Origin of the sequence: Bradyrhizobium sp. F1.13.3 (assembly GCF_040548265.1) — a bacterium.
Classification (GTDB): Bacteria; Pseudomonadota; Alphaproteobacteria; order Rhizobiales; family Xanthobacteraceae; genus Bradyrhizobium.
The window spans coordinates 200,165-216,977 of record NZ_JBEPRI010000005.1 but is presented as its reverse complement, the minus strand read 5'-3'; the positions used below and the strand labels follow the sequence as shown (position 1 = coordinate 216,977).

The 16,813-nt window shown below is 62.6% G+C and carries 8 protein-coding genes; 7 read left to right on the top strand and 1 reads right to left on the bottom strand.

The window, feature by feature from the left end; translation table 11 throughout:
• Nucleotides 1-349 precede the first annotated feature (349 nt).
• From rplJ to ABIB66_RS16180, 6 genes are all read left to right on the top strand, one after another.
• Nucleotides 350-868 (top strand): 50S ribosomal protein L10, encoded by a 519-nt coding sequence (gene rplJ, locus ABIB66_RS16205; protein ID WP_275168107.1) that lies wholly within the window; start codon nucleotides 350-352, stop codon nucleotides 866-868.
• Between the two features lie 54 nt (nucleotides 869-922).
• Nucleotides 923-1,300 carry a 50S ribosomal protein L7/L12 gene (rplL, locus tag ABIB66_RS16200; RefSeq protein ID WP_007602994.1) on the top strand — a complete coding sequence of 126 codons (378 nt, stop codon included), beginning with the start codon at nucleotides 923-925 and terminating at the stop codon, nucleotides 1,298-1,300.
• 483 nt (nucleotides 1,301-1,783) lie between these two features.
• Entirely contained in the window at nucleotides 1,784-5,899 is a 4,116-nt protein-coding gene (gene rpoB / locus ABIB66_RS16195) for a DNA-directed RNA polymerase subunit beta (protein WP_007602996.1), read from the top strand.
• Between the two features lie 128 nt (nucleotides 5,900-6,027).
• Nucleotides 6,028-10,224, top strand: coding sequence for a DNA-directed RNA polymerase subunit beta' (rpoC, locus tag ABIB66_RS16190; RefSeq protein ID WP_275168106.1), 4,197 nt, complete (start codon nucleotides 6,028-6,030; stop codon nucleotides 10,222-10,224).
• A 191-nt stretch (nucleotides 10,225-10,415) separates the two neighbouring features.
• Nucleotides 10,416-12,476: an FAD-dependent oxidoreductase gene (locus ABIB66_RS16185; protein WP_354209260.1), complete on the top strand. Its 2,061-nt coding sequence runs from the start codon at nucleotides 10,416-10,418 to the stop codon at nucleotides 12,474-12,476.
• A 132-nt stretch (nucleotides 12,477-12,608) separates the two neighbouring features.
• Nucleotides 12,609-14,630: an ABC transporter ATP-binding protein gene (locus ABIB66_RS16180; protein WP_354209262.1), complete on the top strand. Its 2,022-nt coding sequence runs from the start codon at nucleotides 12,609-12,611 to the stop codon at nucleotides 14,628-14,630.
• Here ABIB66_RS16180 and ABIB66_RS16175 read toward each other — a convergent pair.
• The gene (locus tag ABIB66_RS16175; RefSeq protein ID WP_354209263.1) at nucleotides 14,558-15,796 is read right to left on the bottom strand and encodes an FAD-dependent oxidoreductase; all 1,239 of its coding nucleotides are present in this window, start codon (nucleotides 15,794-15,796) and stop codon (nucleotides 14,558-14,560) included. The genes ABIB66_RS16180 and ABIB66_RS16175 overlap by 73 nt on opposite strands.
• 639 nt (nucleotides 15,797-16,435) lie before the next feature.
• Here ABIB66_RS16175 and rpsL point away from each other — a divergent pair.
• Nucleotides 16,436-16,807, top strand: a complete 372-nt coding sequence (gene rpsL, locus ABIB66_RS16170; RefSeq protein ID WP_007603006.1) for a 30S ribosomal protein S12 — start codon at nucleotides 16,436-16,438, stop codon at nucleotides 16,805-16,807.
• Nucleotides 16,808-16,813: the final 6 nt, after the last annotated feature.

The following is a 16,813-nucleotide window of genomic DNA, read 5'->3' as shown; positions in this document are numbered from 1 at the left end:
TGGGATGCGGGCAGAGGTCGGGCGGTTCGCCGGCTGACCTTGTCCTGTCCAAGACTGCAGGCGCCTGCGGGGAATTTCGATTTCTCAACGGCTTAATCGCATGGCCTGCATAGACGGGTGAAGACCGGATTTCACGTCGTGACCACCTTAGGGTCGGTTGCGGAATGGGTTTGGTTCGGACCTCGACACGCCGTGGGCTCTAACGGGCTCCCGGAGGGCAGGCTTTGAATTGTCGTCTTGCCCGGCGTGTCCGATGGGTCTTGGCCCTGAGGTTCAGGTTTGGGCGGGACGATGGGTGCAACCCGGCGGTCCCGCTTTCGCGATGACCGCCAACCGGAAAGAGCTTGCTGTGGAACGAGCGGCAAAAAAGGAAGCGGTCGAACAGCTCAATGGGGTCTTCAAGACCACGAGCGTCGCGGTCGTTGCCCAATATTCCGGCCTGACCGTTGCCCAGATGCAGAAGCTGCGCATGCAGATGAAGCAGGCTGGCGCCTCGGTGAAGGTCTCGAAGAACCGTCTCGCCAAAATTGCTCTTGAAGGCACTGACGTCGTTGCCATCGGCCCCATGCTGAAGGGACCGACCGTGATCGCCACTTCGGACGATCCGGTAGCGGCGCCAAAGGTCGCCATCGAATTCGCCAAGGCGAACGAAAAGTTCGTCATCATTGGCGGCTCGATGGGAAAGACCGTCCTGAATGTCGACGGCGTGAAGGCACTTGCCTCGCTGCCGTCGCTTGACGAACTGCGCGCCAAGATCGTCGGCCTGCTTGTGGCCCCGGCGACCAAGATCGCTCAGCTCGCCAACGCGCCCGCGGGCAAGCTCGCGCGCGTCATCCAGGCTTATGCCTCAAAGGGCGAAGCGGCCTGACGCCCTTCGCAAAACTCAAACCCGAACCAGACTTACATTCAAGGAAACTGAACAATGGCTGACCTGCAGAAGATCGTTGACGACCTCTCGAGCCTCACCGTGCTCGAAGCTGCCGAACTCGCGAAGCTCCTCGAAGAGAAGTGGGGCGTTTCGGCTGCCGCGGCTGTCGCCGTGGCCGGCCCGGCTGGTGGTGGCGCTGCCGCCGCTCCGGCCGAAGAGAAGACCGAGTTCACGGTCGTTCTTGCCGCCGCCGGCGACAAGAAGATCGAGGTCATCAAGGAAGTCCGCGCCATCACCGGCCTGGGCCTGAAGGAAGCAAAGGACCTCGTCGAGGGCGCGCCGAAGCCTGTCAAGGAAGGCGTGAACAAGGACGAAGCCGAGAAGCTCAAGGCCCAGCTCGAGAAGGCTGGCGCGAAGGTCGAGCTCAAGTAAGCATCGCTTACTGGCACGAGATCCCGGTGAGCATCATCGCAACCGGGATCTCGGTCCACTCCTCCGAAAGGGTGGGCCAGATGCAAAAGGCGTGCGACGGAACCGCCCGACGCAGGCCGAACACGAAAAAGTGTGGGGATTTGAGGGTTTGTCCCTCGAATCTGCACTAATGTCGCCCCATATCGGGTCGGCAGCACGAAAGCGCGGTGGGCAGGGATACCGGATTCTCTGTAAGCCGTTGGGAGAGCAAGCTATTTCGGGCTTTTGCAGTCCGTGAAGAGGATGGTTGTGACGGGCGGGCGCGCTCCTGCGCCCCGCGCGTCGTTTTGCGTTTTGAAGGTCTGAAGAACAGATTCAGGACATTCCTGCCTGAAACTGAGTCTCCGGCCCCCAAGACGGGTTCGAAAAATTCAACCCGGGGAGCGGCGGTCGCCGCGTTCCGGAGGGCGCGCCCAAATCGGGCGACGAAAATGAGAGGCCACGATGGCGCAGCAGACATTCACCGGTCGCAAACGCGTTCGCAAGTTCTTCGGACACATCAAGGAAGTGGCCGAGATGCCGAACCTCATCGAGGTTCAGAAGGCGTCCTATGACCAGTTCCTGATGGTCGACGAGCCCCAGGGCGGTCGGTCTGACGAGGGCTTGCAGGCGGTGTTCCGCTCGGTGTTCCCGATCTCCGACTTCTCGGGCACCTCGATGCTGGAATTCGTCCGCTACGAGTTCGAGCCTCCGAAATACGACGTCGACGAGTGCCGCCAGCGCGGCATGACCTTCGCGGCCCCCCTCAAGGTGACGCTGCGCCTCATCGTGTTCGATATCGACGAGGAAACCGGCGCGAAGTCGGTCAAGGACATCAAGGAGCAGGACGTCTACATGGGCGACATCCCGCTCATGACGATGAACGGCACCTTCATCGTCAACGGCACCGAGCGCGTCATCGTCTCGCAGATGCACCGTTCGCCGGGCGTGTTCTTCGATCACGACAAGGGCAAGACCCATTCGTCGGGCAAGCTGCTGTTCGCCGCCCGCGTGATCCCGTATCGCGGCTCCTGGCTCGACATCGAGTTCGACGCCAAGGACATCGTCTATGCGCGTATCGACCGTCGCCGCAAGCTTCCGGTGACGTCGCTGATGTTCGCGCTCGGTCTCGACGGCGAGGCGATCCTCAGCACCTTCTACAAGAAGATCCAGTACAAGCGGATCAAGGAGGGCTGGCGCGTTCCGTTCGACGCCAATCGTTTCCGCGGCTACTCGACCATCAACGACCTGATCGACGCCGATACCGGCAAGGTCGTGCTCGAAGCCGGCAAGAAGCTCACCGTGCGCGGTGCGCGTCAGATGCAGGAGAAGGGGCTGAAGGCGCTGCGCCTGTCGGATGCGGAGCTCGTCGGCAACTACATCGCCGAGGACCTCGTCAATCCGAAGACCGGCGAGATCCACGCGGAAGCCGGTGAAGAGATCACCGACAAGTCGATGAAGGCTCTCAACGAGCAGGGCTACAAGGAACTGCCGCTGCTCGACATCGACCACGTCAATGTCGGCGCCTACATCCGCAACACGCTCTCGGCCGACAAGAACATGACGCGTGAGGACGCGCTGTTCGACATCTACCGCGTGATGCGTCCCGGCGAGCCGCCGACGCTGGATTCGGCGCAGGCGATGTTCCAGTCGCTGTTCTTCGACGCCGAGCGCTACGACCTCTCGGCGGTCGGCCGCGTCAAGATGAACATGCGCCTCGACCTCGATGCGCCCGACACCCAGCGCACGCTGCGCAAGGAAGACATCCTCTCCGTCATCAAGACGCTGGTGGATTTGCGCGACGGCAAGGGCGAGATCGACGACATCGACCATCTCGGCAACCGCCGTGTGCGTTCGGTCGGCGAGCTCATGGAGAACCAGTACCGCATCGGCTTGCTCCGCATGGAGCGCGCGATCAAGGAGCGCATGTCTTCGGTCGACATCGACACGGTCATGCCGCAGGACCTGATCAACGCGAAGCCGGCGGCCGCCGCCGTGCGCGAGTTCTTCGGCTCCTCGCAGCTCTCGCAGTTCATGGACCAGACCAACCCGCTGTCGGAGATCACCCACAAGCGCCGCCTCTCGGCACTTGGACCGGGCGGTCTGACCCGCGAGCGTGCCGGCTTCGAAGTGCGCGACGTGCATCCGACGCATTACGGCCGCATCTGCCCGATCGAGACGCCGGAAGGTCCGAACATCGGCCTGATCAACTCGCTCGCGACCTTCGCGCGCGTGAACAAGTACGGCTTCGTCGAGACGCCTTATCGTAAGGTCAAGGACGGCCGCGTCACCGACGAGGTCGTGTACCTCTCGGCGATGGAAGAGGGCCGCTACACGGTCGCGCAGGCCAACGTGCCGCTCGATCCGAAGGGCCGCTTCACCGAAGATCTCGTGGTCTGCCGTCACGCTGGCGAAGTCTTGCCGGTGACCCCGGACAAGGTCGACTACATGGACGTGTCGCCGAAGCAGCTCGTTTCGGTCGCAGCCGCGTTGATCCCGTTCCTCGAGAACGACGACGCCAACCGCGCGCTGATGGGCTCGAACATGCAGCGCCAGGCGGTGCCGCTGGTTCGCGCCGAGGCGCCGTTCGTCGGCACTGGCATGGAAGGCGTGGTTGCGCGTGACTCGGGTGCTGCGATCGCAGCGCGCCGTTCGGGCGTGATCGACCAGATCGACGCAACCCGCGTCGTCATCCGCGCCACGGAAGATCTCGATCCGACCAAGTCGGGCGTCGATATCTACCGGCTGATGAAGTACCAGCGCTCCAACCAGTCGACCTGCATCAACCAGCGTCCGCTGGTGAAGGTCGGCGACATCGTCAAGAAGGGCGACATCATCGCCGACGGTCCGTCGACCGATCTCGGCGAGCTCGCGCTCGGCCGCAACGTGCTCGTCGCGTTCATGCCGTGGAACGGCTACAACTTCGAAGACTCGATCCTGCTCTCCGAGCGGATCGTGAAGGAAGACGTGTTTACCTCAATTCATATCGAAGAATTCGAGGTGATGGCCCGCGACACCAAGCTCGGGCCTGAGGAAATCACCCGCGACATTCCGAACGTGTCGGAAGAAGCGCTGAAGAACCTCGACGAAGCCGGCATCGTGTACATCGGCGCGGAAGTGCGCGCCGGCGACATCCTGGTCGGCAAGATCACGCCGAAGGGCGAAAGCCCGATGACGCCGGAGGAAAAGCTCCTGCGCGCCATCTTCGGCGAGAAGGCTTCCGACGTCCGCGACACCTCGCTGCGCGTCCCTCCGGGCGTCCAGGGCACCATCGTCGAAGTGCGCGTGTTCAACCGGCACGGCGTCGACAAGGACGAGCGTGCGCTGGCGATCGAGCGGGAAGAGATCGAGCGTCTGGCCAAGGACCGCGACGACGAGCAGGCGATCCTGGACCGCAACGTCTATAACCGTCTTGCCGAGCTGCTCGAAGGACGGCAGGGCATTGCCGGCCCGAAGGGCTTCAAGAAGGACACCAAGATCACCCGTGCGGTGCTCGAGGAGTACCCGAAGTCGCAGTGGTGGCTGTTCGCTTCGCCGAACGACAAGCTGATGGCCGAGATCGAGGCCATGCGGAAGCAGTACGACGAGTCGAAGAAGGGGCTGGAACAGCGCTTCCTCGACAAGGTCGAAAAGCTGCAGCGCGGTGACGAATTGCCGCCCGGCGTGATGAAGATGGTCAAGGTCTTCGTCGCGGTGAAGCGCAAGATCCAGCCCGGCGACAAGATGGCCGGCCGCCACGGCAACAAGGGCGTCGTGTCGAAGATCGTGCCGATCGAGGACATGCCGTTCCTCGAAGATGGTACGCATGCCGACATCGTGCTCAATCCGCTGGGCGTGCCCTCGCGCATGAACGTCGGACAGATCCTCGAGACCCATCTCGGCTGGGCCTGTGCCGGCCTCGGCAAGCGTATCGGCCAGACGGTCGATGCCTATTTGTCGAAGCAGGACATCAGGCCGCTGAAGGAAACCTTGAAGAAGGTCTACGGCGAGGACGAGACGATCAAGTCGCTCAACGACAACGAGTTGATCGAGCTTGGCCACAATCTGAGCCGCGGCGTTCCGATCGCGACGCCGGTGTTCGACGGCGCCAAGGAAGCCGACATCGAGGAGATGCTGAAGCTTGCCGGTCTCGACGCTTCGGGTCAGTCGACCGTCTATGACGGCCGCACCGGCGATGCCTTCGATCGCAAGGTGACGGTGGGCTACATCTACATGCTCAAGCTGCACCATCTCGTCGACGACAAGATCCACGCGCGTTCGATCGGTCCGTACTCGCTCGTTACCCAGCAGCCGCTGGGCGGCAAGGCGCAGTTCGGCGGCCAACGTTTCGGCGAAATGGAAGTGTGGGCGCTCGAGGCTTACGGCGCGGCGTACACGCTCCAGGAGATGCTGACCGTGAAGTCGGACGACGTCGCCGGCCGTACCAAGGTGTACGAGGCGATCGTGCGTGGCGACGACACCTTCGAGGCCGGTATTCCGGAATCGTTCAACGTGCTGGTCAAGGAAATGCGCTCGCTCGGCCTCAACGTCGACTTGCACAATTCCAAGGTCGGACCGGGGACGGCGGAAGCGGCCGAGTAATACGACCCTCGTGCCCGGCCTGAACGGCCGGGCATCGGCGCCCAGTCCTGGAGTCGCGAGGGCAGGGCGCCCCGCATAGTGATTTTCGAATTTGCTGCCGGAGGCGACCGGCACGCGAGGAGAAGACGATGAACCAAGAAATTATGAATCTCTTTAATCCGACGACGCCGGCTCAGGTCTTCGACCAGATCCGAATCTCGATCGCGAGCCCCGAGAAGATTCTGTCCTGGTCGTACGGCGAGATCAAGAAGCCGGAAACCATCAACTACCGTACCTTCAAGCCCGAGCGCGACGGCCTGTTCTGCGCCCGCATCTTCGGGCCGATCAAGGACTACGAGTGCTTGTGCGGCAAGTACAAGCGCATGAAGTACAAGGGCATCATCTGCGAGAAGTGCTCGGTCGAAGTCACGCTGTCGCGCGTCCGGCGCGAGCGCATGGGCCATATCGAGCTCGCAGCCCCCGTCGCCCACATCTGGTTCCTGAAGTCGCTGCCCTCGCGCATCGGCCTCCTGCTCGACATGACGTTGAAGGATCTCGAGCGGATCCTCTACTTCGAATATTACGTAGTGCTTGAGCCGGGCCTCACCGCGCTGAAGGACCGTCAGCTCTTGTCGGAAGACGAGTATCTGAAGGCGCAGGACGAATACGGCCAGGATTCCTTCACCGCCATGATCGGCGCCGAAGCGATCCGCGAGCTGCTCAAGGGCATGGACCTCGAGAAGCTCGAGCTGACCTTGCGCGCGGAGATGCAGGAGACCGACTCCGACATCAAGCACAAGAAGCTCGCCAAGCGCCTGAAGATCGTGGAAGCGTTCCGCCACTCCGGCAACAAGCCGGAATGGATGATCATGACCGTGGTCCCGGTGATTCCGCCGGACCTGCGTCCGCTGGTGCCGCTGGACGGCGGCCGCTTCGCGACCTCGGACCTCAACGATCTCTACCGCCGCGTCATCAACCGCAACAACCGCTTGAAGCGGCTGATGGAGCTGCGCGCGCCGGACATCATCATCCGCAACGAGAAGCGCATGCTTCAGGAGGCCGTCGACGCGCTGTTCGACAACGGCCGCCGCGGTCGCGTCATCACGGGTGCCAACAAGCGTCCGCTGAAGTCGCTCGCCGACATGCTCAAGGGCAAGCAGGGCCGGTTCCGTCAGAACCTGCTCGGCAAGCGCGTCGACTATTCGGGCCGTTCGGTGATCGTGGTCGGTCCCGAGCTGCGCCTGCATCAGTGCGGCCTGCCGAAGAAGATGGCGCTCGAGCTGTTCAAGCCGTTCATCTACTCGCGGCTTGACGCCAAGGGCCTGTCCACCACCGTGAAGCAGGCGAAGAAGCTGGTCGAGAAGGAGCGGCCCGAGGTCTGGGACATCCTGGACGAGGTCATCCGCGAGCATCCGGTGCTGCTCAACCGCGCACCGACGCTGCATCGCCTCGGCATCCAGGCGTTCGAGCCCGTGCTGATCGAGGGCAAGGCGATCCAGCTCCACCCGCTGGTCTGCGCCGCGTTCAACGCCGACTTCGACGGCGACCAGATGGCCGTGCACGTTCCGCTGTCGCTTGAAGCGCAGCTGGAAGCGCGCGTCCTGATGATGTCGACCAACAACATCCTGCATCCGGCCAACGGCCAGCCGATCATCGTGCCGTCGCAGGACATCGTTCTCGGTCTCTACTACGTCTCCATCATGCGCGAAGGCCTGCCCGGCGAGGGCAAGATCTTCGGCGAGATGGCGGAACTCGAGCACGCGCTGCACGCGAAGGTCATCCACCTCCACACCAAGATCAAGTACCGGTGGGAAGGCATCGACGATACCGGCAAGATCTCCAAGCGCTGGATCGAGACCACTGCTGGCCGCGTCATGCTGGGCAATCTGCTGCCGAAGAACCCGCGTGTTCCGTACGAGATCATCAACAAGCTGATGACCAAGCGCGAGATCTCCGGCGTTATCGACCAGGTCTACCGTCACTGCGGTCAGAAGGAGACGGTGATCTTCTGCGACCGCATCATGGCGCTCGGCTTCTACAACGCGTTCAAGGCCGGCATCTCGTTCGGCAAGGACGACATGGTCGTTCCGCACTCCAAGTGGAAGATCGTCGACACCACCCGTACGCTGGCGAAGGATTTCGAGCAGCAGTACAACGACGGTCTGATCACCCATGGCGAGAAGTACAACAAGGTCGTCGACGCCTGGTCGAAGGCCACGGAAGAAATCGCCAAGGCGATGATGAAGGAGATCTCCTCGACCAAGAAGACGGCGAGCGGGGCGGATGCCGACATCAACTCGATCTACATGATGGCTCACTCCGGTGCCCGCGGTTCGCCGGCCCAGATGCGCCAGCTCGCCGGCATGCGCGGCCTGATGGCCAAGCCGTCGGGCGAGATCATCGAGACGCCGATCATCTCGAACTTCAAGGAAGGCCTCTCAGTGCTCGAGTACTTCAACTCGACCCACGGCGCCCGCAAGGGCCTCGCGGACACCGCGTTGAAGACCGCGAACTCCGGCTACCTGACCCGTCGTCTGGTCGACGTCGCGCAGGATTGCATCATCACGCAGGACGATTGCGGCACCAAGCTCGGCATCAAGATGCGCGCCATCGTCGATGCCGGCACCGTGGTCGCTTCGCTCGGCTCGCGCATCCTCGGACGCACGGCCTGCGAAGACGTGCGTGACAGCACCGGCAAGGTGATCTTCAAGCGCGGTACGCTGATGGAAGAGAGCCATCTGGATGCCATCCAGCAGGGCGGCGTCCAGGAGGTGAAGATTCGCTCGGCGCTGACCTGCGAGCTCGTCAACGGCATCTGCGGCAAGTGCTACGGCCGCGATCTCGCTCGCGGCACGCCGGTCAACCACGGCGAAGCGGTCGGGGTCATTGCGGCCCAGTCGATCGGCGAGCCGGGCACCCAGCTCACCATGCGCACCTTCCACATCGGCGGTGCGGCGCAGCTGAACGAGCAATCTTTCGTCGAATCCAACTTCGACGGCAAGATCGTGATCAGGAACAAGGCCATCGCCCGCAACAGCGAAGGCCACCTCGTCGCGATGGTTCGCAACATGGTGATCGCGATCGTCGATGCCGACGGCACCGAGCGTGCGACGCACCGTATTCAGTACGGTTCGCGCCTGCACGTCGACGAGGGCGACATGGTCAAGCGTGGCCAGCGTATCGTCGAATGGGATCCCTACACCCGTCCACTCCTCACCGAGGTCGAAGGCACCATCGGCTTCGAGGATCTGGTCGAGGGACAGTCGATCTCGGAAACGCTCGACGAGGCCACCGGTATTGCCAAGCGCGTGGTCATCGACTGGCGCTCGATGCGCGGCGGCGGGGACCTGCGTCCCGCCATCGTGATCAAGGGCAAGGACGGCAAGGTGCTCAAGCTCGCCCGTGGCGGCGATGCCCGCTACATGCTGTCGGTCGACGGCATTCTGTCGGTCGATGTCGGAGCCAAGGTCCAGGCGGGCGACATTCTCGCCCGTGTCTCGACCGAAAGCGCCAAGACGCGTGACATCACCGGCGGTCTGCCGCGGGTGGCGGAACTGTTCGAGGCTCGGCGTCCGAAGGATGCGGCGATCATCGCCGAAATCGCGGGCACCATCCGGTTTGGGCGCGACTACAAGAACAAGCGTCGCATCTCGATCGAGCCGATGGACAAGACCGACGAGCCGCGCGAGTACCTGATCCCGAAGGGCAAGCACATCCACCTTCAGGACGGCGACGTCGTCGAAAAGGGCGACTTCATCGTGGAAGGCAACCCGGCGCCGCACGACATTCTGGCGGTCAAGGGCATCGAGGAACTCGCGGCCTATCTGGTCAACGAGATCCAGGAGGTCTACCGGCTCCAGGGCGTGCTCATCAACGACAAGCACATCGAAGTGATCGTCCGTCAGATGCTCCAGAAGGTGGAAGTCACCGATCAGGGCGACACGGACATGATCTCGGGCGAGCAGATCGACAAGATCGAGTTCGACCAGATCAACGCGAAGGCCAAGGAAGAGGGCAAGAAGATCGCCACGGGGACGCCGGTTCTGCTCGGCATCACCAAGGCGAGCCTTCAGACCCGCTCCTTCTTCTCGGCGGCCTCGTTCCAGGAGACCACCCGCGTCCTCACGGAAGCGGCGGTCAACGGCAAGGTCGATCCGCTCGAAGGCCTCAAGGAGAACGTCATCGTCGGCCGGCTCATCCCGGCAGGCACCGGCGCCTCCATGGCGAAGATCCGCGAAGTCGCGGTGAAGCGCGACAAGATGATCCTCGACGAGCGCGAGAAGCAGGCGGCGGTCGTGCCGCCGGCGCCGGAAGTGGAGCCGATGGCGCTGCCACCTGCGGAATAATCGTTCATCCGTAGGAATACCGAGGACACTGAAAAGGCCGGCGCAAGCCGGCCTTTTTGCTGCTTTGTTTCCCTGTTGCGGTGCAGGATCAACCTTTGTTCATCTTTCCTTCAGGCGCAAAAGCGCTTCTGCTAGGAGAGCTTAGACCGGTGGTCCCGTGAAGGGGGCGGGCCGGAGACCACGGAATTCTCATGCTTGATCTCGCAATCGTAGGCGGCGGCCCCGGCGGGCTGATGAGCGCTTGGTATCTGAAGCGCAAGCTCGGCGACCTCTGCCGCGTCACCATCTACGAGGCGTCCGACCGGCTCGGCGGCAAGATCGTCACGCGCAAATTCGATTCCGCGCCCGCGATGTACGAGGCCGGCGTTGCCGAGATCTACGACTACTCGATGACCGGGCCGGATCCGTTGCGCGAGCTGATCCAGCATTTCGGCTTGCAGACCATTCCGATGGATGCCGAGCAGGTCCAGTTCGGCGGCGAGCTCCTCAACGACGTCGCGGGTATGCGCCGCAAATACGGGGCCAAGACCGCGGACGCGATCGAGGCGTTCCGCAAGCGTTGCGCCGAGACGATGACACCGATCGAGTATTACGAGGGCGTCGGCGCGCACGACAACGAGAATCCCTGGGCCTACAAGACCGCCGAGCAGGTGCTCGACGAGGAGGTCGAGGACGAGACCGCAAAGCGATTCTTCAAGGTGATGGCGCGCTCGGACCTCGCGACCGAGAGCCACAACACTAACGGGCTCAACGCGCTCAAGAACTACCTGATGGATGTCGACGGCTATATCGGCCTCTATTCCATCCAGAACGGCAACGAGCAGCTCATCGAGTGCCTCCAGTCGGAGGTCAATGCCGACATCCAGCTCAATCACCGAATCCTCACGGTCGGCAAGGCGCCGACCGGCCGCTATCAACTCAAGATGATGAACGGCAAGGGGCCGGAGACGCGCGACTTCGACCTCGTGCTGGTCTGTCTGCCGCATTCCTGGCTCGGGACCGTCGGCTGGGAGGGCGAACAGCTCCGCAAGTCGATGGTCAAGCACGTCTCGTACTTCGACCGTCCTGCGCACTATTTGCGTGTCTCGATCCTGTTCGACACCCCGTTCTGGGGCGACAAGATCGCCGGCGCCTGGTTCATGTCGGAAGCCTTTGGCGGTTGCTGCGTCTATAACGAGGGCGCGCGCCATGATGTGGGCAAGCACGGCGTGCTGAACTGGCTGATTCCGGGCTCCGACGCCCTGGCCTTTGCGAATCTCTCCGACCAGGAACTGATCGACGCCGCGCTGAAATCGCTGCCGGCATCGCTCGGCGATGCACGCGCCCATTTCCTGGAAGGCAAGATCCACCGCTGGCTGTCATCGGTGAACGCGATTCCGGGCGGCTTGCCTGTACGCGACGTCATGACCAATCACCGGCCCGAGCCGAAGGAACATCCCGGAATCGTGGTGGTCGGCGACTATCTGTTCGACTCGACGCTGAACGGCCTGCTCGATTCCTCGGATGCGGCGACCGACATCATCTTGACCGAGATGATGCGCCTGCGCCGCGAACGTTCGCAGGACGACAAGCCGCTCTCGGACAAGATCGATCGCGACTATTTTGACAATTATCGCGGCCAGGGTCCTTACAGCGAAGCGTGGCAACACTTCACGGATCCCGACTATCTCACAAAACTGATCGGCATCGTCTGGGGCAAAGCCAAAGGCACGAAGCTCTTGATCGCGGGCTCGGCCAGCGGCGAGCTTGTCGGCGCCCTGCGCGACCGCGGCATCGATGCCTTCGGCATCGAGAACAACCGCGGCATTCACGCCAGAACGCCGAAGGCGCTGAAGAAGTACAACAAGCTCGGTTCGATCACCGACATGCCGTTCAAGGACGGTGCGTTCGACTTCGTATTCGAGACCAGCCTCTGCCATCTTTCCCCGAAGCAGGTGGTCCGTGCGATCAGGGAGCTGAACCGCGTGGTCAAGACCGGCCTCGTGTTCGGCTCGGTCACCTCGGACATGGCGCCGGCACTGATCGACCGCTACGACCTTCTGCGCGGGGTCAAGAAGCTCGGCACCTGGTGGGAATGGTCCGAACTGTTCTTCGGCAACGGCTTCGACCTGTCGATGCACCGCAAGGACTGCACCGACGCGCTCTGGGAGGCGACGCTCGCCGCCAACAAGGGCCCGGGGCAGTGGTACGCCGACGCCGATTCCTTGCGCTATTCCTTTTTCGACAAGGTCGAGGACGAGGAAGACGACTAGCCGCCTGAAGCGGGCGCCTTCGCCAATTGTTTTGCCGAATTCATCTTGATCGCATAGAATCGATGCAATAGCGGTTGCCGCTATCTCCTGCTTTCTCTGCGGTCATGCCGGCCGTCAGCATCGGTTGGTTTCATGGCGTCCAAGCCCCTCCCGCCCGACAAACAGAAGCTCGCCGCGGAAGAGGCGGCCGAGCTCGACGACAAGCTCGTCCCTACCGCCAAGCCGGACCTCGAAGTCGAGGAGGACGATGAAGACGATGAGGATGGCGGGCTGGAGCTCGATGACGACGATGAGGACGAGGACCTCGTCGTCTTTACCGCGCGCGAGGCCGCCGGCGCGCTCGCGACCATCCTGGGTTTCGTCAAACCCTTCCTGGTCAACTACAAGCAGATGCTGTCGTTCGTGGCGTTCGGCGTCTTCGTCGAGACGCTATTCAACGTCATCATGCCGCTCAGCCTGAAGTACCTGATCGACGACGCGCTCGGCGAGGAGGATTTCCAGGCGCTGTACAAGATCCTCGGCGTGCTCGCGGTCGCAGGCATCTTCACCTCGATCGTCGCGGTCTGGTACGAACGCTGGGATGCACGGCTTGCGGCGTGCATCATCTCCGATGTCCGCAAACGGCTGTTCGAGCACGTCCAGGACCTGCCGGCAGCCTATTTCGGCCGCACCAAGCGCGGCGAGATCCTGTCGCGCTTCTCGGTCGATCTCGCGGCCTTCGAGGGCTCGGTCAAGACCTTCGCCAACAGCGCGGCGCTGCCGTTCCTGGAGTTGATCGCGGGCATCATCCTGATGGTGTTCCTGAACTGGCAGCTCGCGGTGGTTGCGCTGCTGGTGTTTCCGATCACGCTGATCGGTCCCCGCATACTCACGCCGAAGGCTGTTCAGGCCAATTACGAGCAGAAGCTCAACGAGTCCGCGCTGCTCGGCATGGTGCAGGAGAACGTGGCAGCCCAGGCCGTGATCAAGGCGTTCAGCCTGCAACGCAGGATGTTCGGCTTCTTCACCTTTCGCAACGACGAGACGCGAAACAGGATGGCCTCGGCGACGTTCCTGTCGACCATGGTGGAGCGGACGGTCACCATCTCGGTGCTGCTCTTGCATCTCGTCGTGCTCGCGATCGGCGCGTATCTGGCGACGAAGGGGCAGATCACCATCGGCACCTTCGTCACCTTCGAGAGCGCGTTCTGGGAGGTGTCCTACAACATCGCCCATGTGATGCATTTCATCCCCGTGTCGATCTCCTCGGCAGCCGCGATTCGTCACATGCAGGAGCTGCTCGACGAGCCCACGCGCAGCGCCGATCGTGCCGGCGCGCCCGATCTGCCCCGCATCACCAATGACATCACCTTCGACCACGTGACGTTCCAGTACGAAGGCAGCCAGACGCCGGTGCTGGACAATCTCAGCCTCAAGCTCAATGTCGGCAAGCGCATTGCCATCGTCGGTCCCTCGGGTTCCGGCAAGAGCACGCTGCTGAATCTGATCCTGCGGCTCTATGTGCCGGACGAGGGGCGCGTCACCATCGACGGCGTCGACGTCCGCAAGGTAACGCTGGATTCGCTGCGCCGGAGCATGGCGGTGGTGTTCCAGGAGAACATGCTGTTCAACATGTCGATCCGAGAGAACATCCGGCTCGGCAAGGAGGGCGCGAGCGACGAGGAGGTGGAGGAGGCGGCCAAGAAGGCCGAGATCCACCGCTACATCATGAGCCTGCCACAGCGATACGACACGCCGGTGGGCGAGCGCGGCGATACCTTGTCGGGCGGCCAGCGCCAGCGCATCGCGATCGCGCGCGCGGTCATTCGTAATCCCTCGGTGCTGCTGCTGGACGAAGCCACTTCGGCGCTCGACCAGACCACGGAAGCCGCGATCAACCGCACGCTGCTGAAGGTTGCCAAGGGTCGCACCATGATCTGGTCGACCCACCGACTGACCTCGGTGGTCGAGATGGACGAGATCATCGTGATTTCAGGGGGCAGGGCGATCGAGCGCGGCTCGCATGCCGAGTTGCTCGCCAAGAACGGCACCTATCGCAAGCTGTGGAACGACCAGATCCACCAACCTCATGGCGCGCCGGCTCACGTCGACGAGGACAGCGACGATGACGAAGAGGATGATGACGACCTCGACGAGGACGATGAGGAGGAGTGACCGAGGAAGTTCGGCTCCAGATGGACGGCTCCTCCAAGCGGCCGCAATAGCCCCTGAACCGACCAGGCAATGAAGCGTGCCCAGCGCTGCGCCGCCCAATAGGGGCTCGTCGCAATCGAGACCGAGCGGAAGTCGAACGCCTTCGCCGCCGACCAATCGTCGCACGCCCGCTTGACCGGATCTGCGTAGAAGGCGGCGATCTTGCTTGTATCCATCCCGTCGGAAGCCAGCCACTGCGGGATGTAAACGTTGCAGAGCCGCTCGATGTCGGTGAACACCTTGTCGCAACCGGTGCCGGCGGCGGGGCAGGAGGTCGAGAAGGCATCGCCAACCAGCACGAGGCCGGGTTGGCCGCTTGCATCGTTCACATAGAGATCGACCGGGCGGATTTTCAGCTCACCGGGAATGTCGAATGGTCCGGTGATGCGCTTGAGCCGTGGCAGCGCGGCGTTCAGCGTCTCGGCGGGCGCGCGGCGCAGCTCACGCAGCCAGGGATCGTCGAAGCTGCGATAGACGAACAGATTGGCGCGCATCCGCGTTCCGATCGGAAACAGCGTGAGGTAGGGGATGCGGTCGCTCGGCCGTTCCGAGAAATAGGTCAGCGCCGGGAAGTCGAACGAGGCCCGTCCTGCGGGCACCACGTCGAACCCGATCGAAATCGAATGGCAGGGACTAACGATCTTTCGCGCGATTCCCAGCTGGTGGCGCAGGCCAACGTTGAGTCCATTGGCGAGCACGACCAGCCGGGCGGAGACCATCTCGTCGCTGGAGAGAGTGACCTTCTGCCGCTCCGCACTTGTTTCGACCGAGACGGCCTTGGCGCAGATGCGCTCGACACCGGCGGGAATTTCGTCGCGGACAGCGCTGACGAGGGAATCGTAGGGGATGTTGAACTGCCGGCTTGGCGCCTTGTCGAGAAGACGGCCGAAGCGCGCGATCCAGTTCTCACCCACAAAGGTCGCGCGGCGCAGCACCGATTCGGCGATTCCCGTCTGAAGGAATCGCCCGACCTGCACGTGGCCGCTGAGTTTTTCGACTCGAAAATCCGCCGAATAGCTCTCCTGCGGATCGATCAGGATGGTCGAAATGCCGCTACGGCCGAGCATCGCGGCGGCGGTAGAGCCGGACAATCCCCCGCCGATAATGGCAATGTCGGTGTACCGCATGGCGCCAATCTCTGCCCAAGGCGGCACATTGACGCTCCAACAGGAAAGAAAGCCTTAGCCAACGGTTATAAAAGTATATTTAACCCGGGTATAAATAGGATTCGAGGTGGCGGAGCGCGCTCCTCATTTCCATATCGGGAAGGCGCAGCGAGCGACCCAGGAAGCAATTTCGACAGGCGCGGGAAGCGCTTCTGACTGACGTTTCGCCTTGACTTGACCGACTCCCACTTATAGAACCCCCTCACTTAACGACAGGCGGTGAGCATCGCCAACGTCGGAACGGGCCACCTGTTTGATCCCCCGGGATCGCCAAGACAGGCACCAACCTCGACGAATGCCGCTCAAACGCTGTCGATCATAGCTAGGCAATGCCAGTGCGATTTTAGGTCTCTTGAGCATGTTCTCTCGAGATCGAATTCGGATGCATGACCTCGGTGCGCGGGCCGCAGCTGCAAGCTGACGGTTCAACTACTGCGGTCCTCTGTGGCGTCGAAGCGCTTTCCGCCCGTTGATGGGTGGTTGGCGCGATTTCGCTTTGTGCGGATTGTTCCGCGGAAGGCGGCCTCGTCGGGCGGGTAGCTCGAAAGAATTTGCGGACCCGGTGACGGGCCGCGGCAGAACACAAAGGGTAATGCCAGGATGCCGACGATCAACCAGCTGATCGCTCAACCGCGGGAAGTGCAGAAGTCGCGCAAGAAGGTGCCGGCGCTGCAGCAGTCGCCGCAGAAGCGCGGTGTTTGCACGCGCGTTTACACCACGACCCCGAAGAAGCCGAACTCGGCGCTTCGTAAGGTTGCCAAGGTGCGCCTGACCAACGGCTTCGAGGTGATCGGTTACATCCCCGGTGAAGGCCATAACCTCCAGGAGCACTCCGTGGTCATGATCCGCGGCGGTCGCGTCAAGGACTTGCCCGGCGTGCGCTACCACATCCTCCGCGGCGTTCTGGATACCCAGGGCGTCAAGAACCGTAAGCAGCGCCGTTCGAAGTACGGCGCCAAGCGTCCGAAGTAAGCGGGA